Raw genomic sequence first — 21,981 nt, 5'->3', positions numbered from 1 at the left:
GCTGGGTAGCTATGTATGGACGGGATAAATGCTGAAAGCATCTAAGCATGAAGCCCCCCTCAAGATGAGATTTCCCATTACGCAAGTAAGTAAGATCCCTCAAAGATGATGAGGTAGATAGGTCCGGGGTGGAAGCGTGGCGACACGTGCAGCTGACGGATACTAATCGATCGAGGACTTATCCTTTATGTTAATTTAGTATGGTTGAACTTGTGTTTAGCAACAATGTTGGTTTTATTCAGTTTTGAACGAACAAGATTCGTTTAATTGTCTGGTGACGATGGCGAAGAGGTCACACCCGTTCCCATACCGAACACGGAAGTTAAGCTCTTCAGCGCCGATGGTAGTAGGGGGCTTCCCCCTGTGAGAGTAGGACGTCGCCGGGCACATCACTTTTTGATAGAACTGTTAGTTGGTTAGAATTGATCATTTACTACTATTTGCAGTTAAAGAACCTCACATTCTATCAAAAGGTATACATATTTAATAAGGTCCCGTGGTGTAGCGGTTAACATGCCTGCCTGTCACGCAGGAGATCGCCGGTTCGATCCCGGTCGGGACCGCCATTTAATTTAAACTTCCAACCGATTGTGGATTTACTCCAGGGTCGGTTTTTTTGTATGTACATATTTCTGAGATTGATGCAACGCTTTGTATTTGTTTGTGATGATGTGAAGAGAAGTTTAAATAACGTTTAAAATTGTTTATTTACAACTGATTGGTTTCTAAAAATAAAAACTTTGTATTACTGGATTATGTATTCATAAAGAAGAAAAGCAAGTGGATGGACGGATAGTTTATGGGTCCGGACTGATCTAAATAACGCGGGATGGCCTGTTAGAGGCGCGGTTGAATAAGTAGTGTTCGTGGCAGATATTGCGTACACAATGTTTCTGTTCATTAGCTGCATTAAACAATAACCGCGACTTGCAGGAAATTGAACGCGATTCACCAAACGGATTCAATTGTTCGCCATCAATTCGCAAAGCTTTTAGAATGACGATATTTTCGGTACACTAGAACAAAGTGGAGAGGAAAGGATCAACTAATGAGGATTGAAATGAATGTTTCCTCTTTGCAGGAAACAGAACAGCTTGCTGAGAAGCTTTCAAATTTGTTGGCACCTCCTGATGTCCTTACGTTGGAGGGAGATTTAGGTGCTGGAAAAACTACATTTACAAAAGCGCTTGCGAAAGGGTTAGGGATTACACGGACGGTGAATAGTCCGACCTTTACGATCATTAAGCAATATGAGGGAAAATACCCTCTTAACCATTTGGATGTGTATCGCCTTGCTGAAAGTGACGAGGACCTTGGTTGGGACGAGTTGTTTTACGGGGATGCAATTAGTATTGTCGAATGGGCGCATTTAATTGAAGAAGATTTACCAAAGGAACGTTTGGGGATTCAACTATTCCATACGGGAGAGACGTCCCGTAAAATAATTTTTACGCCGCTTGGTGAGCGTTATATGAAGATATGTGAGGCGATGACGAAATGATATGGTTAGGAATTGATACGGCCAATACGCCATTGTCCGTTGCAATTGTGAAGGATGGAAACGTCTTAACAGAAGTGAATTCTTCAATGGCGCTCAATCATTCATTGCGTGCGATGCCAGTTATAGAGGAACTTTTTAGGACAGTGCAAATGGAGCCGAAACAATTGGACGCGATTGCTGTTTCAGAAGGCCCGGGATCTTATACAGGCGTGCGGATCGGTGTGACGATTGCTAAGACATTGGCTTGGACGTTGCAAGTACCGCTTGTCGGCGTATCGAGCTTGAAGGCTTTGGCAGCAAATGCTTCGTACTTCCCTGGTGTCATCTGTCCGCTATTTGATGCGCGGCGGAATCATGTATATGCTGGTCTTTATGAAGAAGTGGATGGTTTGATAACCTCTGTACAAGAGGATGGGCATTTTGCGATTGATGAGTTGCTGGATGCTTTAGCAGATAGGGACCAACGAGTACTGTTCATTGGAAAAGACGTTGCAATGTATGAAGAAAAAATCAAAGAACGATTGGCCGATTTGGCTGTCATTGCGCCTTTTTCGATGCAACTTCCACGTGCGTCGTCACTTATTTACATGGCGCAGCAATCTGAAGAAAAAGCAGATACACACACATTTACACCGGAGTATCGCCGGATTGCGGAGGCAGAGGCGAATTGGATACAGCAACAACGGAAGGAAAAAGGCTTGTGAATACGACAATTGAGTATAGAAAAATGCGTGTAGAAGACATTCCAGCTGTCGTAGGAATTGAAGAGCAGTCATTCGCGACGCCTTGGACGGAAGAAGTGTTTGCGCACGAAATGAATGGTAATGATTATGCACACTATATTGTGGCGGTACACGAAGATGAGGTGATCGGGCATTGTGGCATGTGGGTTGTGCTCGATGAATGCCATATTACGAATGTTGCGGTTCGCAAACATATGCGTGGAAATGGCATTGGAGAAGCGTTAATGCGGCAGGCCATTGAACTGTGCAAAGTGAATGAGGTTCGGTTAATGACACTTGAAGTACGTGTTTCGAATGAGACTGCAAAAAACCTCTATCGAAAGTTAGGTTTTCAAGACGGTGGCATACGGAAAAACTATTATACGGACGACCATGAAGATGCGCTCGTCATGTGGGTGGAATTGTAATGAGTAAAGATGTCTATGTATTAGGTATTGAAACGAGTTGTGATGAGACTGCAGCTTCCATTGTGAAAAATGGTCGTGAAATCGTCTCGAATGTCGTCGCGTCCCAAATCCAAAGTCAGCAACGTTTTGGAGGGGTCGTGCCAGAAATTGCATCACGTCATCATGTCGAGCAAATTACGCTTGTCATTGAAGAGGCATTGAAAGTCGCAAAGATGATGCCAGCGGACTTGGATGCGGTGGCGGTAACAGAAGGACCAGGACTAGTCGGTGCGCTATTGATTGGGATTAATGCGGCAAAAGCGTTTGCGTTTGCAAATGGCTTACCGATTATCGGAGTGCACCATATTGCTGGCCATATTTATGCCAACCAGTTAATGCAACCGATGGAGTTTCCGTTATTAGCCCTCATCGTTTCTGGTGGCCATACGGAGCTGGTCGTCATGGAGAAGCACGGTTCCTTTAAGTTAATTGGAGAAACGCGTGACGATGCGGCAGGAGAAGCATATGATAAGGTCGCACGTGTACTTGGCTTACCGTATCCAGGAGGTCCACAAATTGATAAACTGGCATTGGAAAGTGAAGAGGCAATTGAATTTCCTCGTGCTTGGCTAGAAGCAGATTCTTATGATTTCAGTTTTAGTGGATTAAAGTCCGCGGTCATTAATTATAAACATAATATAGAGCAAAAAGGTGGATCGGTTATACCTTCTCACGTGGCGGCAGGTTTTCAACAGAGCGTTGTTGACGTGTTGACAGCTAAAACCGTAAGAGCTGCAAAAGAGTACGGTGTAAAGCAAGTCATTGCAGCTGGTGGGGTTGCAGCAAACAAAGGATTGCGCACTTCATTGGAAGCGATATTTAAAGATGCAGGGATTCCGTTTTACGTCCCGCCTATATCGCTATGTACCGATAACGCGGCAATGATTGCAGCTGCAGGAACAGCCATGTTTATTGAAGGCAAAAGAGGCGCAATGGATATGAACGGGAAGCCTGGTATGCAGTTAACTTCATGGAGTGAATAATTGGTGGAAATCGTCGAAATATGACGATTTCCGTTTTTATTTGGTATGAGGCGGTATTCATTTGTCAATAGGGAACGTTCGTACTTATGCACATTTGTTTATAAGTTGTGGATAGTTTTTCGATATATGTGTATACTTGCGCAACTGATGGGATAACTTTGTGGATTAAAAAACATCTTTCTGTGGATAACGTGGATAACTATGTTCATATCCGATTCTATCAATGCTAATCATGTTGATAAGATTGTGGAATAAAAATTGGGCCGTTGTCGAAAAAGAAAAATGCTGTCGAAAGGAATTTCTCCTTCAACAGCAAATTATTATGCTAATAATGTTTCGAGTTCTTCCTGCAAGTTCAACCATTTCTCGGATTGGTTGTCGTGTTCGGTCTGTAACGTATCGATTTGTTGTTGGATGTCCATCAACTTTACATGATCATCCGCATAGTCAGGATTGAGCAATTCGTCTTGGAGCTTACTGATTTCTTCATCCATCGTGGCAAGTGAGGCTTCCACTTCCGCGATTGCGCGTGTTAACCGACGTTCTTGTCGTTTGACTTCTTTATCTTCATCATGTCGTCGGTTTTTTGCAACGGTTGATTGCTCTGCGATTGCTTTTTCTGCTTTCAATTCTTCAAGTTCGTTTTTCTTTTCAATGAAGTAGTCATAATCACCGAGGTATTCCGTTACACCACTCGGTCCTACATCCACGACTTTGGTTGCTATGCGGTTTATGAAATACCTGTCATGGGAGACGAACAAAATGGTCCCAGGAAAATCATCAAGTGCGTTTTCCAATACTTCTTTGCTGTCGAGGTCCAAGTGGTTTGTCGGTTCATCGAGGACGAGTGTATTGGATTTTAGCAACATCAGTTTTGCTAATGAAAGTCGTGCTTTTTCTCCACCGGATAATGAAGTGACGGGTTTATCCACATCTTCGCCTGTGAAGAGGAAACGACCGAGTACGGAGCGCACATCCTTTTCGTTCATCATTGGCCATTCATCCCAAAGTTCGGATAGAACAGTACCGGATCCAATAATGGTCGCTTGGTTCTGGTCGTAATAGCCAAACTGCACGTTCGTTCCGTAACGGATTGAACCGGCAAGTGGCTCGTGTTTTTTGACAATTGTTTTCAACAATGTCGACTTTCCAATTCCGTTCGGACCAATAATCGCAATTCGATCGCCTTTATACGCGTGCATGTGAATGTGCTGTGACACAGGATTTCCATTATAGCCAACCGCAATGTTTTCCAACGTCAATACATCATTCCCGCTTGGTCGATCGATCGAGAAGGAAAAACTGGCGGACTTTTCGTCTCCGTCAGGCGAATCCATCCATTCGGTCCGCTCCAAAAGTTTACGTCGGCTTTTTGCCATTTTGGACGTGGAGGCACGAGCGATGTTCCGTTGAATGAAATCTTCCAACTTGGCCCGTTCACTCGATTCACGCTCAAACAGTTTTTTATCCCGCTCATAATTCTTCGCTTTTTCATCTAAGTATGCACTATAGTTCCCTGTATACTTCGTCACTTTACGTCTGGAAACTTCATAGACAATTGTCACGATTTGATCGAGGAAGTAGCGGTCATGCGAAACGATTAGGATGGCCCCTTCATAAGAAACAAGGTATTTTTCCATATGGATTTCTCATTTTTGCACTTTATTCGATAAGTGCAGGAATGGTTTCCTCTGCAGGTACAGGGTTATTTTCGGGACTTCCATTAGGAATCATTGTTCTGTTAGGGATTGTGAGCACCTTTATCGGCTCAATGATCGGGTGGTTGATCGGTGCGGCGATGTATACGTGGGTAGGGAAATGGCTTGGTGGAAAAGGGACGTTTTCGGATATGGCGCGTTTATTTCCTGCCTTTTCATTACTCATGATTTGGCTCGCACCGATGCATTTAGCGATGGTCGTTATGTATGGACCAGAACTGTTTGATACACCGACCTCTCAATTTGCCTTTACGAATTTACCGATTGGTGTGTATTTGTTAACGAACGTTGTAACGTTAGCAATTGGAATTTATGGTGTGGTTATAACGTGTAAGGGAATTGGCCTTGTGCACGGATTCTCGGCAATGCGTGGATTTGGCGTCATTCTTATTATCATCGCCATTGGAGTGCTTCTGGCGATCGTATTGGCGTTCGCTTTCTCGGCGATGCTGTTTTCAATCATTTAACGATAAATGTTGGTGAGTAAAAACCGAGCAACCCGTTATAGTTGGTTGCTCGGTTTTATTAATGAAAGAATATCGCTAGTGCTTGTTTCATATTTTGCAGTTGTAAGAGTTTATCGGCATTTAATTGAACAATCATGACAAAGCCGTTCATGAGGAAATGGGCAATCATCGGCGTCCAGATCCGTTTTGTATGGTAATAAATAAACGAAAAGACGATACCAGGTGCCATATAGATGAGCGTGTGTTCTGGTTCTCCATGAACGAGCGCGAAGATCACGCCACTAAGGATGGCCGCAATCCAAAAGTTCGTTTTTGTGTAAATGCTGCCGAAAATGACTCTTCTGAACACAAGCTCTTCTAGTAGCGGTGCGAAAATGACGATCGGGATTATGATAATGGAGGAAGCTTTTGCAATTGTGCTTAGCATGGCGGTATTATCAGAACCCGGCTCTATGCCAAGACCAAACTCAATTGCTCCGGCAATCATTTGCCCTGCCATTGCCATGAAAAAGCCAAGGACTCCCCAAAGGATCGATTTACCGATTGACGCTTGCTTGCCTTTCTTAAAGATGTTCCAGAAACGTTTGTTTCGTGTTGTCATGAACAAGATGAATGGGGCAGCGATCATATTGGAGATGAAAAGTGCCCACGCGACCGCATTTAATCTTGCTAGCTCAATCTCTTGCCCAGCTGTCGTATGAAAATAGGTGAAGAAACTTTTACTAATTGGAATACTGACGAGTTGCATGGCGATATATAAGAGGATGATCCATACATTGATTTTCCAGTTTTTCATGTGCAACTTCCTTTCTTCTGATGTCCATTTTAGCGGTTTCATACTAGTTTAGCAAAGAGAAAACATAGCATAGATAAGGTTTCATTTATATTGGACAGGCGAGGTGTAAAGAAAGTTCACGAGCGGAAAAATTATCTAAAAAACAGCAAGTATTTCACTTGCAATTAGTGGGCAACTTGATTATGATAATAAATGTATTAGCACTCGTGCTTACTGAGTGCTAAAAAGAAGATAACATATCGAGGAGGGTGTTTCACTTGTTGAAACCATTAGGTGACCGTATCGTAATCGAACTGATCGAAGCAGAAGAAAAAACGTCAAGCGGTATTGTACTACCGGATTCTGCGAAAGAAAAACCGCAAGAAGGTAAAGTAGTTGCGGCAGGTACTGGACGAGTTCTTGAAAACGGACAGCGCGTTGAGCTGGAAGTGAAAGAAGGCGACCGCATCATCTTCTCAAAATATGCTGGAACTGAAGTAAAATATGACGGCAATGAATATTTAATCCTGCGTGAAAGCGACGTTCTAGCAATTATCGGCTAAGTCATACGCTTATAAAAGAAAACACGAAAAATCAGGAGGGAATTCATAAATGGCTAAAGAAATTAAATTTAATGAAGACGCACGTAGCGCAATGCTTCGTGGTGTAGATACACTTGCAGATGCTGTTAAAGTAACACTTGGACCAAAAGGACGTAACGTTGTTCTTGAAAGAAAATTCGGTTCACCGCTCATTACAAATGACGGTGTAACGATTGCAAAAGAAATCGAACTTGAAGATGCATTCGAAAACATGGGTGCAAAACTTGTTGCAGAAGTTGCTTCTAAAACAAACGAAATCGCTGGTGACGGTACAACGACTGCGACGGTTCTAGCGCAAGCGATGATCCGTGAAGGATTGAAAAACGTTACAGCTGGTGCAAACCCTGTTGGTATCCGTAAAGGAATCGAGCAAGCGGTTGCGACTGCAGTGGAAGAACTAAAAGGCATTTCCGATGAAATCGAAAGCAAACAAGAAATTGCACAAGTTGCGGCTATTTCTTCTGGTGACGAAGAAGTCGGTGAATTGATCGCTGAAGCAATGGAGCGCGTTGGCAACGACGGCGTCATTACGCTTGAAGAATCTAAAGGCTTCACGACTGAGCTTGACGTCGTAGAAGGTATGCAATTCGACCGTGGTTATGCTTCTGCATACATGGCGACAGATACAGACAAAATGGAAGCGGTTCTCGACAACCCTTACATTCTAATTACAGATAAGAAGATTTCGAATATCCAAGAAATACTTCCAGTTCTTGAGCAAGTCGTTCAACAAGGTAAGCCGTTGTTGATGATTGCGGAAGACGTAGAAGGCGAAGCACTTGCAACACTTGTTGTAAACAAACTTCGTGGTACGTTCAACGCTGTTGCTGTTAAAGCACCAGGCTTCGGTGACCGTCGTAAAGCAATGCTAGAAGATATCGCAATCCTAACAGGCGGCGAAGTGATCACAGAAGATCTAGGTCTAGACTTGAAATCTGCTGATATCACGCAACTTGGTCGCGCTGCGAAAGTCGTTGTTACAAAAGACAACACGACAATCGTTGAAGGAAATGGCGATGCAGATGCTATCGCATCACGTGTTGGCCAAATCCGTGCACAACTTGAAGAGTCAACGTCTGAATTCGACAAAGAGAAACTACAAGAACGCCTTGCGAAATTGGCTGGCGGCGTAGCAGTGATCAAGGTCGGCGCAGCAACTGAAACAGAATTGAAAGAGCGTAAACTTCGTATCGAAGACGCATTGAACTCTACGCGTGCGGCTGTTGAAGAAGGAATCGTATCCGGTGGTGGTACAGCGCTTGTTAACGTTTATACAAAAGTTGAAACACTTCTTGAAGGTGTAGAAGGCGACGTCGCAACAGGCGTGAAAATCGTTCTTCGTGCACTTGAAGAACCAGTTCGCCAAATCGCAACAAACGCTGGCCTTGAAGGCTCCATCGTTGTCGATCGCCTCAAGCGCGAAGAAGTCGGCATCGGCTTCAACGCAGCAAACGGCGAGTGGGTTAACATGGTCCAAGCAGGTATCGTAGACCCAACAAAAGTAACACGCTCTGCACTCCAAAACGCAGCATCTGTTGCAGCTATGTTCCTGTCAACAGAAGCAGTTGTAGCAGACATCCCAGAACCAGCTGGCGCAGGTGGCGGAATGCCTGATATGGGTGGAATGGGCGGAATGATGTAATAAATTCTCTACCCCCTTGTACTATCAAGGTGTAGAGAACTATTCATCAACACCAAATAAATCACTCAAAATCAAGAAGGTCTTTCATCAATTCATTTGAATTGGTGAGAGGCCTTTTTTCTAGTAAATAGTAATTGAACTGAATTCTAAAGAACGTCGTGTTTGGAAGAGTTGTTTAGTTTGATCATTATATTATCTAAAATTTATTCTTATAGTAGGGAAGATTCCTTTTTTATTGTTCCTTATCAAACAGAATAGAGAGGTGCATCAATGAATGGTTTTTTTCTGATGAGACAGGGAAGTTAATATATAGAAAATGTATACATAAAGCCTTACTAGTGAGAGGAGTGGTATACTAGCAAATAGCTATTTACTTGCAGCTGATTAAAAAGATGGTTAGGAGATAAAAGGAATGACATACGCAATAGAAATAAAAGAACTAAAAAAAGTCTATACGGGCGGTGTCGAGGCTTTGCGTGGCATCGATTTGAAAGTAGAGGAAGGAGACTTCTACGCTCTCTTGGGGCCTAACGGAGCCGGCAAATCTACGACGATCGGGATTGTGACATCCCTCGTCAATAAGACATCAGGAAAAGTTCATGTCTTCGGCTATGATATGGACACGCACTTAATGCAGGTCAAGCTGCAGATCGGTCTGGTTCCTCAAGAGTTCAACTTTAGTCCTTTTGAAACGGTCCAGCAGATTGTGTTGAACCAGGCGGGATATTATGGCGTGCCAAGGAAAGAGGCATTGAAGCGCAGCGAAAAGTACTTGAAGCAGTCAGATTTATGGGAGAAAAGAAATGTACAATCACGGATGCTTTCTGGAGGGATGAAACGTCGTCTAATGATTTCACGCGCCTTGATGCATGAACCGCGTCTACTCATTCTGGATGAGCCGACGGCCGGTGTGGACATTGAATTGAGACGAGAAATGTGGACGTTTTTGAAAGAGTTGAATGAAAACGGCACGACGATTATTCTGACAACGCATTACTTGGAAGAAGCGGAGATGTTGTGCCGCAACATTGGTATTATTCAAAATGGACAGCTGATTGAAGATACCAGTATGAAATCATTGCTGGCTAAACTCCAGTATGAAACCATTATTTTAGATATCGAATCTTCCGGACGGGTGCCGGTAATCAAAGGCTATAAAAGTGAACTCTTGGACGAAGGATCACTTTCTGTGGAGGTAGCGCGTGATCAAGGGATCAACGAAGTATTTAGCCAATTGACAGAACAAGGAATTAAAGTGTTGTCCATGCGCAACAAGTCTAATCGATTAGAAGAGTTATTTTTAAAACTTACAGAAGAAACGGCAGTGGGGGATACACATGTTTAAACTATATTTTACAGCATTAAAAGGCTTGTCAGTCAAAGAAACGAACCGCTATCTCAGGATATGGGTCCAAACATTGGTCCCGCCGGTCATTACAACTTCCTTGTACTTTATCATTTTCGGGAATTTGATTGGTAAACGGATTGGCGAGATGGAAGGATTCTCCTACATGGAGTTTATAGTCCCGGGATTGATCATGATGTCAGTCATCACGAGTTCCTACTCAAATGTCTCGTCCTCATTTTTTTCACAAAAGTTTCAAAAGAACATTGAAGAACTATTAGTTGCCCCTGTACCGACTCATATTATTATCTGGGGCTTTGTGATTGGAGGAATGGGAAGAAGTATCTTGGTGGGTATACTGGTCACGATTATTTCTCTGTTTTTTGTTCCGTTGCAAGTCTACTCATGGGGCATTGTCGTCTTGACGCTTTTGATGACTTCTATTTTGTTCTCTTTGGCAGGACTGTTAAACGGTATTTTTGCAAAATCATTTGACGACGTGTCGATTGTTCCTACGTTTATTCTTCAGCCGTTGACCTATTTAGGCGGCGTGTTTTTTGCAATCTCGATGCTTCCTCCGTTTTGGCAGCTAGTATCACAGTTCAACCCGATTGTTTATATGATATCAGGATTCCGATTTGGGATTCTTGGTGTAACCGACGTTCCGATTGTATTCTCTGTTCTCATTTCATTTGTCTTTGTCATTTCTCTTTATGCAATCAATTGGTATCTGATTGAAAAAGGACGTGGGCTGAGAAGCTGACATCTTTTGTGCTCACTCCACAACCTCTTACAATCAATGATAATTGCAAATGAACTTAGTCATTAAAATCAGTGCCTGTGCAAGGTTGAATTCAGTTAATTCACTACAGTTGCATATACATACAAATTAATTGAATTAACATAAATGTTTCTGGCACAGGCACCTTCACACAAAGCGGAAGCGCTTGGTCAATCCTGACAAGCGTAAGACGTTTTACATGAATAAAAAAGAACGGATCCAATGTCTGTATAGGGATCCGTTCTTTTTCAATTTTGCTAGGCATTTCTTTCAAGATACTTGCTTAGCATTCAATCTTTTGATTTTACTCTTATAAAAGGTAAGCCAAATAAAGAAAACCAGCCAAGTCCCTGTAGTGTACGTCAAAGTAATATAGACCCCAGGAATATCGGTCAAAAACAAAAGTAAAGAGGCAACTACGAACGAAGGAAGCATAATAATTAGCCATGTTCGAAGTACGGGATTTTTTAAACTCACCTCAAAACGTTTTTCTATAGTATTCACACTCCACTCTATTGTTATTTGTAGTATTACATATATTGTAACAAATATATATTATTGTGAGTGAGATAGTGATGATTTATTCTTCAAACAGGTGATGTAACATACGGTCACGGTTCTCGAAGAATTGCTTCATGATCGAGTAGTGTTCCGTTTCTTCCAATGTTGTTTCGTACACTCCATCTTCGGTGATTTGCATAATGGTTGAAAGCGGATGTGCCATGACGATTGGTGAGTGGGTGGAGATGATGAACTGGGATCCATCCTTGACGAGCTGGTCGATACGGGAAAGTAATGACAGTTGGCGCAGTGGGGAAAGTGCTGCTTCCGGTTCGTCCAAAATATACAGTCCTTTCCCTCTAAAACGCTCTCTGAATACAGCGAAGAACGATTCTCCATGGGATTGCTCGTGCAGTGACAAGCCTCCAAAAGAATCGATAATTTTGGGACCACGTACTGGCTCTTTGTCCAGTTCTTCGATGGAAGTTGCTACATTATAAAACGTCTCGGCTCTGAAGAAAAAATGATCCCTTGCACGTTCCGTCCCCTTTACAAGACGAAGGTGCTCATCGAGCTCCGAATGTGAGTCATAACTAGAAAAATTGAAATTCATCGTTCCGCCTTCAGGGTTGAAACCATATGCAATTGCGATCCCTTCAAGAAGTGTTGACTTGCCCATGCCATTTTCTCCAATAATATAGGTGATGTTCGGATGAAGGGGGAGTTCGTACATGTTCTTGATGAAGGGAAGGGTGAACGGGAATTTCCCATGCTTAATCTGTTCTCGTTTTAATTGTACGGATCTTATGTATTGGGAGTTTGCAGTTAGTAAAGACAAAGACTTTTACCCCTTTCATTACGTATAGTTACGTGACCTATCGAAAGCAGTCTTAACATTGTTGCATCGTGTATGTTCTAATTACATTATCAATCTCATTGTAACCTATGTTTAACCGCATATAGCGCTGCTTGGGTCCGGTCGGCAAGTCCCAGTTTAGCCAATATGCTAGAGACATGAGTTTTGACGGTTTTTTCGGTAATGAACAGGGAAGAGGCGATTTCTTTGTTGCTTTTTCCCTTTGCAATTTCTTTTAATACATCCAGCTCTCTTTTGGTTAAGGCATCCACTAATATTTTATTGGAGAAGTTATTAACGACATGTGATGTCGCTTTCGGGTGCAATTGATTTTCCCCGTTCATCATTTTTTTCAAAACAGTTACGAGCTCATCAGGTTGAATATCTTTTAATTGGAACCCAGCGGCACCAGCTTCCAGTGCAGGGATGACATGATCTTGATCGGAAAAACTCGTTAAAATCATAATTTTTATCTCAGGATGCTCTTTTTTGATGATTTTTGTTGCCACAATTCCATCCATCTCGGGCATGACTAAATCCATTAAAATAATGTCTGGTTTTAATGAATAGGCAAGTTGTACCGCTTCTTTTCCATTGGAGGCTTCACCTACAATGTCGAGATCCTGTTGAGTTCGAAAAAAGAATACAAGTCCTTTTCGGACGACATGATGGTCATCAACGATCAATACACGTATACTCACTAGTTTTACCTCCTTCAGACGAAATCAGAGAATCTTTCACTTAAAGCGGAATCACAATTTGAATTTCTGTCCCGCTCCCGAGCCTGCTTGTTAACTGGAAACGGCCATTTAATGCTTCAGTACGGGTTTTCATATTTCGTAAGCCTAATGATAGAATAAAAGAGTTCTCCTCATAACGGAAGCCGCATCCTGCATCTTTAATGCTCATCACTACTTGATTTTCTTCAGCATATAAAGAAAGAGCTACGTCATTTGTATTAGCATGTTTTTTACAGTTAGCTAGCGCCTCTTGACCGATTCGCCACAGTGCTTCTTCGACTTTACTATGAAGACTTACTGCTCCTGACATTTTTGCTTGAATGGACAGGCCAATCATTTCTGCATAACTACTCAGTGCACTTACTAAGCCATTTTCGAGTCCTTGTGGTTTTAATTGCCAGATGAGTGCTCGCATTTCCCCTAGTGCCTCTTGGCTTAAATCTTGTATATAGCTGAATGTTTGCTTTACCTCATCCACTGTTGTCATTTCAACACCTGCTCTTGCAGTAAGGCTAAGGGAGAATAGAAGCTGGTTAACGGAATCATGAAGATCTCTTGCCAATCGATTGCGCTCGGAAATCAGGGCAATCTCTTGTTCCCGGTTTGTAAGCTTTATGCGCTTTAAGGCGGTCCCTATTTGGAAAGCGACCGCTTCAAGTAAAGCAAGCTCATTCTTTTGAAAATGTGTTTTGTTAGGAGAAGCGACATTTAAGATGCCAAACTGTTCCTCTCCAGCGCGTAGCGGAACAGTTGCATGATGGGTAAGCCCGCAAGTGTTGCCAGCCGCATCTGCTAAGGCATCCTCGATTCGTTTACATTCGATAATATTAGTAGCTTTCTTCAATGTGTTATTGTTGTATTTGCTTACACACCAGCAATCACCCTGACACATTCTTTGTTTGTTGTTGTTGGCTAAAGCAGGTGGTAGAGCAACATCCGCTACAAGTTGTTGCATACCATGTTCATTTACCAAAAAAATCCAACCTGTCTGTAGTCCGGTTACGTGAAGAAGTTTTTTTAAAACGCCAGAGAGAATCGTTGTCGTATCCGTACCTTCATTTAATAGTTCTGCAATTTCTTTTAAAATGGTTAACTCTTCATACTTAGCATCTCCGGACATCTCAAGTCCCTCCAGCATTGTTTACTTATAAGTTATTATAGCGTATTTCCAATTTGAATGAACTCGATGATTTCTCGATTTGGTCCCTCGTAAAAGACAGTTTGCCACCCGTTTTCCAGCTCATAAGGACCTTCCAGCTTTTGAGTACGATGAAATTGGTTCATTACTTCGTGAAGATTGGGTACCTCAAAACAAATATGAACTGTTCTCACGTCTTCTTGCGATTCAATTAACTCTAGCCTGTAATCCTTCGAGCCTAGAAAAACAATGTCCTCATTCATAAAAGAGAAGCGGGTTTCAATTTCAAGATTGAGAAGCTGTTGATAAAATGCCATAGATTTTTCGAGATTCGTAACTTCTAACCCGACATGATGAAAACGCATAGGCGCCTCCTTTTAAGTTCAATCAAATAATCAAATAATCAAATTCATATCCCCGAATTCATGCCAGAGGTAGCGAGATGTTATCGCTTCGTTATAGGCACATCGTAAATGCTGTTCCGATACAAAAGCAGTGAGCATTTCTAAGTGACTAGCTTTTGGCTCGTGGAGACCCGTAATCATTCCGTCCACTATTTTCAACGGAGTATGGTGATTGATGTAAAGATTTGTTGTGCCGGAAAGTACGTTATTATGCGCAACAGTCTCAAGAGCACGAACGACCGTTGTACCTACTGCAACAATTCGTTTTCCAGAGGCTTTCGTTTCGAGAATCCTTTGCATTGTGCGTTCGGAAATGTAATATTCTTCAGGTTGATCTTCTGGTGTTGATTCGTACTCGTCATCGAGTAAGTAGCTCAATCCAGTATGCAGTTGGATATAATCAATCTGGACACCACCTTGCATTAACGCAAAGAGGAGTTCCCAGCTAAAGGCTCTACCAGCGGATGGCATTTCGACGGAGCCCGGATGACTGCCAAATACGGTTTGATAGCAATCTAATGCCCATGGCTCGTTAATATATTCGTAGCGTATCGGTTCGCCGAGAAAATAGATATCATGGAATAAATCCGTTCCTTTCTTTGAAAACTGAATGGTTTTTAATGGCGAATGCTCCTTGTTGGCGACAACGGTGGCCGATAACTCAGATGAAAACTGTATGTTATCGCCTATGTTAACGGAGTTTGCGATGAGTAACGCATCCCATGTATCTTCAGTCCGACGTCTTGCCAAACGAACTTCAATTTGTGCTGCCAGTTCTGTTGAGTTCCTTATCCACGTTCCTTTTAACACGGCAGGTATCGTGCGGCTATTATTTAGAATGACTAGATCACCAGATTGAAGATAGTTCGGTAAATGATTGAATCGGTCATGGCGAACTTCACCTGTTGTCCGATCGAGTACCATCATCCTTACATGATCTCTTCGTAAACCTCTTTTTTCTGGGGGATGTGAAGCATTTAGTTCAACAGGAAGGTGAAAATCTAGTGATTGAACGGCCATTAAGATTCACCTTCTGATTGTGCTTCAAAACGTTTTCCGCTTATTTCTTCAGAAGTAGCGGATGCCAAGTATAGAAAAACATCCACGACATCTTCTGGTTCTGCTAAAGGATAATCGCAATCAGGCACCGCTAAACGATGCATTTCTGTATTCATCTCTCCAGGGTCTACCATGTTTACCCGTACATTTGTCTCGCTTAACTCATCTGCCCATGTTTCGGTAAGACCTTCAATCGCGAATTTCGAGATACCATAGGCTCCCCAGCCCGCATAACCCGTATTGCCCGCTTCGGAAGTTACATTAATAATTGACCCGTTGTTTCGCTCAAGCATGCCTGGAATCACTCTTCTCGTTACTAAAAAAGTGGAATTGACATTCACCTTTACTACCTCTGCAAAATCTTCTTCAGGATAGTCAAGAAGCATAGGCATCGGACTTGGCCCTAGAATCGAAGCGTTATTAATCAATACATCAATCTGACCGAAGGCACTCTCTGTTGTTGCGACAAACCGTTCCACATCCCTAGCATTCGATACATCAGCCGTAATGGCCAACACATCTACGCCGAAAGCCTCGGCTTCTTTTCTTACCATCTGCAAACTTTCCTCAGATCTCGCACAAATTGCGAGTTTTGCGCCTTCCTTTGCAAACGCGATTGTTAACGCCCTTCCTAAACCTCTAGATGCTCCTGTAATCAGTACTACTTTATTTTTCATATGATATACTCTCCTTTATCTCTTGCTACTTAAAGTATATCTACGAGAATTCTGGTTCACCTCGTAGAAAAGCTTGAACTTTTCTACGACTTTTGACGGAGGGAATCGGAGAGGAAGAGTGCTTTCGAAGTTTTAGAAAATAAGATAGGTGTCTAAACATGTAAGTGAAGCAGAAAGATTGGTAACACAGAGGAGGATAACAATCGATGATTGGAGAATTTTAATAGAAATTCCCCAACCATCAAGTTGGTTATGTTTTATTGCGAGTTGTCTTCTCGTTGCTCTGAGGGTTCTTCTGATGGATCTGGCTCATCTTCGTCTACACCGTTGCAACCGAATAACAAACCTGCTGATAACATGGTTGTCATAATTGCTAGAAGGTACTTATTCATCTTCATTTTATCTCCTCCTTCCGTTTTGTTAAGATTCCCTAGTTATGATCAATTAATTCAAGTTCAACATTAGAATGGGCTCTTCTAAGTTCTACATGGCACTCATAGTTATGAAGGAGGTAAGATACTAGGCATAAATAATGCCACCGCTTTACTTAGCGATGGCATCTAGATGTGTTTTTATCATCGAAGACAATCAGATACTCACAACAACATCAGCAAATACCTTTCAAAGTTAATCCCTTCCACAGCCGGGACGCCCTCCACATCCGTATCTCGTATCGCTGCAGACAAAAACGTTTCAGCAAGCTGGATTGCTGTTGTCATGTCTTCTCCTCTCATCAGACTCCCCATTATCACAGATGCAAACAAATCTCCGGTGCCTGAATAGCTTTTACCGTTATACGGAACGAGACTGAAGGCGGACGACTCGCCGTTCATGTACATGTTCCCGATACTTGCGTCCGCTGACTGTGCGTTCGGAGCACTAACACCTGTAATGATAATATGTGCATCCGTCATCTGTTGCAACTGAAGGCCGGCTTCTTGGACAGCTTGTAAATAGTCCAATTTATCGGCGTATCGGTTGAGTCTTTCATAGGAGTAGCCTGTTAGCAAGCAGCATTCTGTTAGATTCGGTGTAATGACATCTGCCCGAGTGACAAGTTCGCGCATTTGTTGCAACAATTCTTCATCAAAGTTTGTATAAGCTTCTCCCATATCTCCCATGACTGGATCCACAAGTAAAAGTGTATTTTCGCTCTTAAACCTATCGAGAAATTGAAGGATATGTTGTACTTGATCTTTCCCTGTAATATAGCCTGTATGTATCCCGTCAAATGTCACTTGAAGCTTGTCCCACTCTTGTTGAAAATATGGCATTTTCGTTGTTAAGTCTTCACTGAAATAACTAGGGTAACCTGTTTGTGCTGAAAAGATCGCCGTCGGTAAAGGTACGGCTTGTACCCCCATCACGGATAGTACAGGAATCGCGGCAGTTAAGGAGCATTTACCAAACGAAGACAGGTCTTGGATGATAGCGACTTTTTTCATAATTTCCTCCGAACAATGTAATCATTTCATTCCATCATACCATAGCTTGTTTGCAAGCAATTAAACAAAGTGCACTACGCCTAACCTTTCGAACAACATGCTTAGTGAGTATCTTCCCTGTTCATAATGTATAATCAGAGCTATACAATATATTAAAAGGGGTCATTCATATGGCGAATAAAGCGGCGGGTCAAACACTATCTACTGAACAACGTGATGAACTATTGACTACTCTGCAAGACCGTTTCGAAACTAATATTCACCGCCACCAAGACTTGTTATGGGCAGATGTTCAAACTAAGTTAGAGAACATGCCCGAAAAACTATGGTCACTACATGAAATGGAGAGAACCGGTGGAGAACCTGATGTAATAGGGTTCGACAAAGTTCAAGATGCATATATTTTCTGTGACTGTTCACCTGAAAGCCCAGCAGGACGGAGAAGCGTTTGTTACGATCAAGAAGCGCTTGAAAAGCGGAAGAAAAACAAGCCGGAAAATAGCGCAATGGCGATGGCGGCTGAGATGGGGATTGAAGTAGTCGATGAGCAACAGTATCGGATGTTGCAACAAATCGAGCATGTCGACAAAAAGACGTCCAGTTGGATTCAGACGCCACCGGATATTCGTAAACTAGGAGGCGCATTGTTTTGCGATTACCGTTACGAAACGGTTTTTGTCTACCATAATGGCGCAGATTCTTATTATGCTGCAAGAGGTTTTCGTGGAAGGTTGCTCGTGTAAATAGTGTTTTAATTGCATAGTAAACAGATAAACTCTTTCCTACATCAGGGAAAGGGTTTTTTGTTTGATAAACGATATGAAACACTTGTACAACCTTTGTATAATTTTATCTTAAAAACATTAAACAATTAAGAGTGAAACAAGCCGAAAGAGGGTACGAAAGAACAAACAGACACTCTTTGCTTGAAGTATAGTGATGCACGCTTGGTATAAAAGAGTTGGTATTTAAGAAAGGTTGTGTGACATGGATCCAAATTTAAGGAAGTTGGAAGAGATAAAACAGTCACTGAATGCCAAGTTTTATGAACGGGAACATGAAGTGGAAGGGATTTTATTGGCATTGTTAGCACGACAGCATCTATTAATGATTGGACCTGCCGGAACAGCGAAATCTGCTTTATCGACAGAGCTTGCGAAAATCATAGACGGGACGAACTATTTTCAATGGCTACTAACGCCGTTTAGTACACCCGAAGAAGTATTTGGACCGTTGTCGTTAAAGGAGCTGGAAGTGGGTGTTTACAAGCGCAATACTAGAAATAAAATGCCTGAAGCAGATTTGGTGTTTTTAGATGAAATTTTTAAGGCCAATTCAGCGATCTTAAACAGTTTATTGACACTCATCAATGAACGTCTTTTCTACAACGGTGACGCCCCTGTGGAGACGCCACTCATTTCTGTCATTGGGGCTTCCAATGAGTACCCGGAAGAAGGGGAAGGGCTAGAAGCGTTGTTCGATCGGTTTTTTCTACGCTATGAAATCTCCTACATTGAAGATGAACAGAATTTCCTTTCGATGCTGAAAAGCGAGGGGAAGATGGAGGAATTGCCTTCGATGGATTTGAAGGAGTTGTACCAGCTGCAAGAGCTTACAGACAATGTTCACGTGCCGGACGAAGTGTTTGAAACGTTAGTTACGATTCGGCAGGCGTTGTTTGACGAAGGAATTCGACCTTCTGATCGACGATTCAAGCAAGCGCTCTGTGTGTTAAAAGCGAAAGCGGTTCTTCATCAGCGGAATCATGTCCAACTAGGTGACTTGTCAATTTTAGAAAATGCATTGTGGGAGACGCTCGATCAGAAAGAAACGGTCTGTAACGTGATTCGGCGTTATACAACTCATTCAGTAGAACGGACGCTCGCAACTATTGAAAGGGAAGCGGAAGAAATTTATGACATGGCAGTGAGGGACCATTCAGCTGAAGCGGGGATGGAAGCGATGGAAAAGTTGAAAGTGCTCGTTGGAGAATTAGAACAATTAAAAGAGGATGAACCAGCTGAAGCAACTAAGATTATCGAGTTATCGAACAAGCTAACAAGCTTATCGAAGGAAGTTGAAAATAGCAGAGTGGATGAACAGTATACTGATGGGACAGTTGACAGTACAAGTGAGCAAAATGAGACAGAGGGTGTGTTCTTTAGAATGTAAAAGGAGGCGAGCTGCATGCGAACTAGCAAAATCATTCGAGATCAGCGCTCGGTCCTAAAGACGGATACATTTGAGAAAAGGCGTTTCCAAGGCGTTTTTGAAATGTCCGAAGGTTTACAACGAATTCGGGATGCATCAGACTTGCCGACGATTGAGCCTTTGTTGCAAGACATTTGGGCTTCCTTCTATAAGATGAAACCGATGATTGTTCGAAGCAGGTTGGATAGAGATTTAGATATTAACCGTACAATTATGAAACAAGTAATGCGTCATGAACAGTTTGAACGTTTTAGAATGTATACGAAATTGAATATTCTTACGGCTGCTATCTTTACGGAAATCATGGGAGAAAAACTTAATCAGTGGTTGGCGGAAGAACTGGCGGCAAATAGAGAAGGTGGCTTGCAAGGTGTATCTGTAAAAAATGGACAAGCCGAAGTATCGGACGAAACTGAATCGGAAATAGAAGAAATAGAAGATGGATTTGAAGAGGAACCGATTGTTTTTAATGAAAAACTGGAATTGGCTATCGAACTGAACCCTCAACGATTTGCGAATCGAATTGGAGAAGCAATGGATGAAGCGCTCCATACAAAAGAAAGTCTTGTTTCTTTAATGGGCGGATCCGGTGTTGGCAAAGGTGATGCGGAGCTAAAAAAAGTGCCACTTCGTGAAAAGCTGATGATTGCTGAAAAAATTGCAACCGATCTGCAAATGAAAAACATTGCAGAATGGGCTGGCCATTTTACGCGCATTGCACAAAAGAAAAGCCATACAACGTATATCGATGCTGCAGAACGGAGAGGGGTCGTACAAGGCAAAGACGTGGAACGATTACTTCCAGCAGAACTCGGCATGTATAAACATCCCGTGGCGAAAAAAGCGTTTCTCCGGAAGTTTGCTGAAGGAGAGACAATGCAATACGACCAAAAAAAGCGAGATGATACGGGGAGAGGTCCCATTGTTTTTTGTTTTGATCAGTCTGGCAGTATGAGTGAGTTGGATACACAGGCGAAGGGATTCGTCATTGCTCTCTTATCGATTGCTAAAAAACAGAACCGTGACTTATGTGTCCTCTTGTTTTCAACTGAGGTCCAAAGATTTACTTTCAAAAAAGGCCGGATGACCGCCCGACAGTTAATTCATATGGCAGAAACGTATCTAGGAGGCGGTACGGACTATTCATTAGCACTTGAGCATGCACTAGCAGTTCTTGCAGAAAGTGAATTTTCACGTGCAGATATTCTTTTCGTAACGGATGGAGAAAACGATGTAAGTGAGGATTTTTTACAACGTTTTATTGATAAGAAAAGTGAAAAGAATGTTCAAGTGTTGTCACTTCTAATGGGAACAAAGTTAACTGCCGTTGAGGGATTCTCAGATCGAGTGATGCAAGTGACGGATTTCGATGAGGCTGGCAGCTATTCGTTATTTGAAATTTGAAGAAAGCACATTCTTGTAACTTAGTGATGACTTCAAATGGCAGTAACTAAATAACAGAAATGAGGAATGAACATGATTGAACTGAAAACATCCATGCCAGGGAAAAAAGCATTGTTTGGTGACGCGTGCACCGTGTTAGGGGAGCATGGTTTACAAATGGGTGGGAACTGGGATTTTGACAAAGGCTATTTTGATACGATTCTTCATCAAAATGGAGATGACTCCATCTATTTACGTGTACCGTTTGACGTCATTGATGGGATGCTTGACGAAGATTCGGCCATGATTGAGTTCGGGAAACCGTTCATCATTCGACATGTGTTGAACATTGGCTTGGATGATGATGATAGCCCTGTACTGGCAGCTGTCGGGTTGGATCAGTTCCAAAAACCGGATGATCCAGATGCTCCCATCCCGTATAGCGAAAAATGGATAGAGGAGGGGGAGGCACACGTTTCCCGTTTCTCTGAAGACGCGGTTTTCATTGCACCGTATTAAGGCTAGGTGAATAGTGTCTACTTAAAAGAGGTTGTGATAAAACAT

General features: G+C 42.4%; 23 protein-coding genes, 1 tRNA gene, 2 rRNA genes and 1 pseudogene. 16 read left to right on the top strand and 11 right to left on the bottom strand.

Annotation, left to right across the window (positions count from 1 at the left end):
- From QT711_RS11050 to tsaD, 7 genes are all read left to right on the top strand, one after another.
- Positions 1-186: ribosomal RNA gene (locus tag QT711_RS11050) — 23S ribosomal RNA — on the top strand; the annotation flags it as partial.
- Positions 187-270: 84 nt separating this feature from the next.
- A 5S ribosomal RNA gene (rrf, locus tag QT711_RS11045) occupies positions 271-386 on the top strand.
- Between the two features lie 104 nt (positions 387-490).
- A tRNA-Asp gene (locus QT711_RS11040) sits at positions 491-566 on the top strand.
- A gap of 482 nt (positions 567-1,048) precedes the next feature.
- The gene (tsaE, locus tag QT711_RS11035; RefSeq protein WP_317944237.1) at positions 1,049-1,501 is read left to right on the top strand and encodes a tRNA (adenosine(37)-N6)-threonylcarbamoyltransferase complex ATPase subunit type 1 TsaE; all 453 of its coding nucleotides are present in this window, start codon (positions 1,049-1,051) and stop codon (positions 1,499-1,501) included.
- Positions 1,498-2,205, top strand: a complete 708-nt coding sequence (tsaB, locus tag QT711_RS11030) for a tRNA (adenosine(37)-N6)-threonylcarbamoyltransferase complex dimerization subunit type 1 TsaB (protein ID WP_317944235.1) — start codon at positions 1,498-1,500, stop codon at positions 2,203-2,205. The genes tsaE and tsaB overlap by 4 nt, the downstream gene beginning before the upstream one ends.
- Entirely contained in the window at positions 2,202-2,651 is a 450-nt protein-coding gene (gene rimI / locus QT711_RS11025) for a ribosomal protein S18-alanine N-acetyltransferase (RefSeq protein ID WP_317944242.1), read from the top strand. Before tsaB ends, rimI begins: the two co-directional genes overlap by 4 nt.
- Positions 2,651-3,673, top strand: coding sequence for a tRNA (adenosine(37)-N6)-threonylcarbamoyltransferase complex transferase subunit TsaD (gene tsaD / locus QT711_RS11020; protein WP_317944233.1), 1,023 nt, complete (start codon positions 2,651-2,653; stop codon positions 3,671-3,673). The genes rimI and tsaD overlap by 1 nt, the downstream gene beginning before the upstream one ends.
- Before the next feature lie 320 nt (positions 3,674-3,993).
- Here the strand turns inward: tsaD and QT711_RS11015 are convergent.
- Positions 3,994-5,313: pseudogene (locus QT711_RS11015) on the bottom strand (ABC-F family ATP-binding cassette domain-containing protein); the annotation flags it as partial.
- A gap of 41 nt (positions 5,314-5,354) precedes the next feature.
- On the opposite strand from QT711_RS11015, the gene QT711_RS11010 reads away from it, so the two are divergent.
- Complete coding sequence (locus QT711_RS11010; RefSeq protein WP_398295980.1) at positions 5,355-5,858, top strand: YIP1 family protein; 504 nt, start codon at positions 5,355-5,357, stop codon at positions 5,856-5,858.
- A gap of 58 nt (positions 5,859-5,916) precedes the next feature.
- Here the strand turns inward: QT711_RS11010 and QT711_RS11005 are convergent, their stop codons facing one another.
- Positions 5,917-6,654, bottom strand: a complete 738-nt coding sequence (locus QT711_RS11005; protein ID WP_317944229.1) for a CPBP family intramembrane glutamic endopeptidase — start codon at positions 6,652-6,654, stop codon at positions 5,917-5,919.
- Between the two features lie 257 nt (positions 6,655-6,911).
- On the opposite strand from QT711_RS11005, the gene groES reads away from it, so the two are divergent.
- The 4 genes from groES (at position 6,912) to QT711_RS10985 (ending at position 10,985) form a co-directional block, all read left to right on the top strand.
- Positions 6,912-7,196 carry a co-chaperone GroES gene (groES, locus tag QT711_RS11000; RefSeq protein ID WP_317944228.1) on the top strand — a complete coding sequence of 95 codons (285 nt, stop codon included), beginning with the start codon at positions 6,912-6,914 and terminating at the stop codon, positions 7,194-7,196.
- Between the two features lie 49 nt (positions 7,197-7,245).
- Positions 7,246-8,877 carry a chaperonin GroEL gene (gene groL / locus QT711_RS10995; protein WP_317944226.1) on the top strand — a complete coding sequence of 544 codons (1,632 nt, stop codon included), beginning with the start codon at positions 7,246-7,248 and terminating at the stop codon, positions 8,875-8,877.
- Positions 8,878-9,289: 412 nt separating this feature from the next.
- Positions 9,290-10,222, top strand: a complete 933-nt coding sequence (locus QT711_RS10990; RefSeq protein ID WP_317944225.1) for an ABC transporter ATP-binding protein — start codon at positions 9,290-9,292, stop codon at positions 10,220-10,222.
- Entirely contained in the window at positions 10,215-10,985 is a 771-nt protein-coding gene (locus tag QT711_RS10985; protein WP_317944223.1) for an ABC transporter permease, read from the top strand. Before QT711_RS10990 ends, QT711_RS10985 begins: the two co-directional genes overlap by 8 nt.
- Before the next feature lie 103 nt (positions 10,986-11,088).
- Here QT711_RS10985 and QT711_RS10980 read toward each other — a convergent pair whose 3' ends face one another.
- The 9 genes from QT711_RS10980 to QT711_RS10940 form a co-directional block, all read right to left on the bottom strand.
- On the bottom strand, positions 11,089-11,268 hold the full coding sequence (locus tag QT711_RS10980) for a hypothetical protein (protein WP_317944222.1): 180 nt from the start codon (positions 11,266-11,268) through the stop codon (positions 11,089-11,091).
- Between the two features lie 315 nt (positions 11,269-11,583).
- Positions 11,584-12,342, bottom strand: coding sequence for an AAA family ATPase (locus QT711_RS10975; protein ID WP_317944221.1), 759 nt, complete (start codon positions 12,340-12,342; stop codon positions 11,584-11,586).
- Between the two features lie 95 nt (positions 12,343-12,437).
- Positions 12,438-13,061: a response regulator transcription factor gene (locus tag QT711_RS10970; RefSeq protein WP_317944220.1), complete on the bottom strand. Its 624-nt coding sequence runs from the start codon at positions 13,059-13,061 to the stop codon at positions 12,438-12,440.
- 40 nt (positions 13,062-13,101) lie between these two features.
- Positions 13,102-14,220, bottom strand: a complete 1,119-nt coding sequence (locus tag QT711_RS10965) for a GAF domain-containing sensor histidine kinase (protein WP_317944218.1) — start codon at positions 14,218-14,220, stop codon at positions 13,102-13,104.
- Between the two features lie 35 nt (positions 14,221-14,255).
- Positions 14,256-14,603, bottom strand: a complete 348-nt coding sequence (locus QT711_RS10960; protein WP_317944217.1) for a VOC family protein — start codon at positions 14,601-14,603, stop codon at positions 14,256-14,258.
- A 30-nt stretch (positions 14,604-14,633) separates the two neighbouring features.
- On the bottom strand, positions 14,634-15,662 hold the full coding sequence (locus tag QT711_RS10955; RefSeq protein WP_317944215.1) for an S-adenosylmethionine:tRNA ribosyltransferase-isomerase: 1,029 nt from the start codon (positions 15,660-15,662) through the stop codon (positions 14,634-14,636).
- Positions 15,662-16,378 (bottom strand): SDR family NAD(P)-dependent oxidoreductase, encoded by a 717-nt coding sequence (locus tag QT711_RS10950; RefSeq protein WP_317944213.1) that lies wholly within the window; start codon positions 16,376-16,378, stop codon positions 15,662-15,664. Before QT711_RS10950 ends, QT711_RS10955 begins: the two co-directional genes overlap by 1 nt.
- A 257-nt stretch (positions 16,379-16,635) precedes the next feature.
- On the bottom strand, positions 16,636-16,776 hold the full coding sequence (locus tag QT711_RS10945) for a hypothetical protein (protein ID WP_317944211.1): 141 nt from the start codon (positions 16,774-16,776) through the stop codon (positions 16,636-16,638).
- A gap of 198 nt (positions 16,777-16,974) precedes the next feature.
- A complete protein-coding gene (locus QT711_RS10940) occupies positions 16,975-17,823 on the bottom strand; it encodes a pyridoxamine kinase (RefSeq protein ID WP_317944209.1) in 849 nt (282 codons plus the stop codon).
- Positions 17,824-17,993: 170 nt separating this feature from the next.
- On the opposite strand from QT711_RS10940, the gene QT711_RS10935 reads away from it, so the two are divergent.
- The 4 genes from QT711_RS10935 to QT711_RS10920 all read left to right on the top strand — a co-directional run bounded on the left by QT711_RS10935 (position 17,994) and on the right by QT711_RS10920 (position 21,936).
- Positions 17,994-18,566, top strand: a complete 573-nt coding sequence (locus tag QT711_RS10935) for a DUF4256 domain-containing protein (RefSeq protein WP_317944207.1) — start codon at positions 17,994-17,996, stop codon at positions 18,564-18,566.
- A 244-nt stretch (positions 18,567-18,810) separates the two neighbouring features.
- Positions 18,811-19,995 (top strand): AAA family ATPase, encoded by a 1,185-nt coding sequence (locus QT711_RS10930; RefSeq protein ID WP_317944206.1) that lies wholly within the window; start codon positions 18,811-18,813, stop codon positions 19,993-19,995.
- 15 nt (positions 19,996-20,010) lie between these two features.
- Complete coding sequence (locus QT711_RS10925) at positions 20,011-21,438, top strand: vWA domain-containing protein (protein ID WP_317944204.1); 1,428 nt, start codon at positions 20,011-20,013, stop codon at positions 21,436-21,438.
- 72 nt (positions 21,439-21,510) lie between these two features.
- Positions 21,511-21,936 carry a YugN family protein gene (locus tag QT711_RS10920; RefSeq protein WP_317944203.1) on the top strand — a complete coding sequence of 142 codons (426 nt, stop codon included), beginning with the start codon at positions 21,511-21,513 and terminating at the stop codon, positions 21,934-21,936.
- The last annotated feature ends 45 nt before the right edge of the window (positions 21,937-21,981 follow it).

Origin of the sequence: Sporosarcina saromensis (assembly GCF_033253735.1) — a bacterium.
GTDB lineage: Bacteria > Bacillota > Bacilli > Bacillales_A > Planococcaceae > Sporosarcina > Sporosarcina saromensis.
This window is presented reverse-complemented; position numbering and strand designations above follow the sequence as displayed.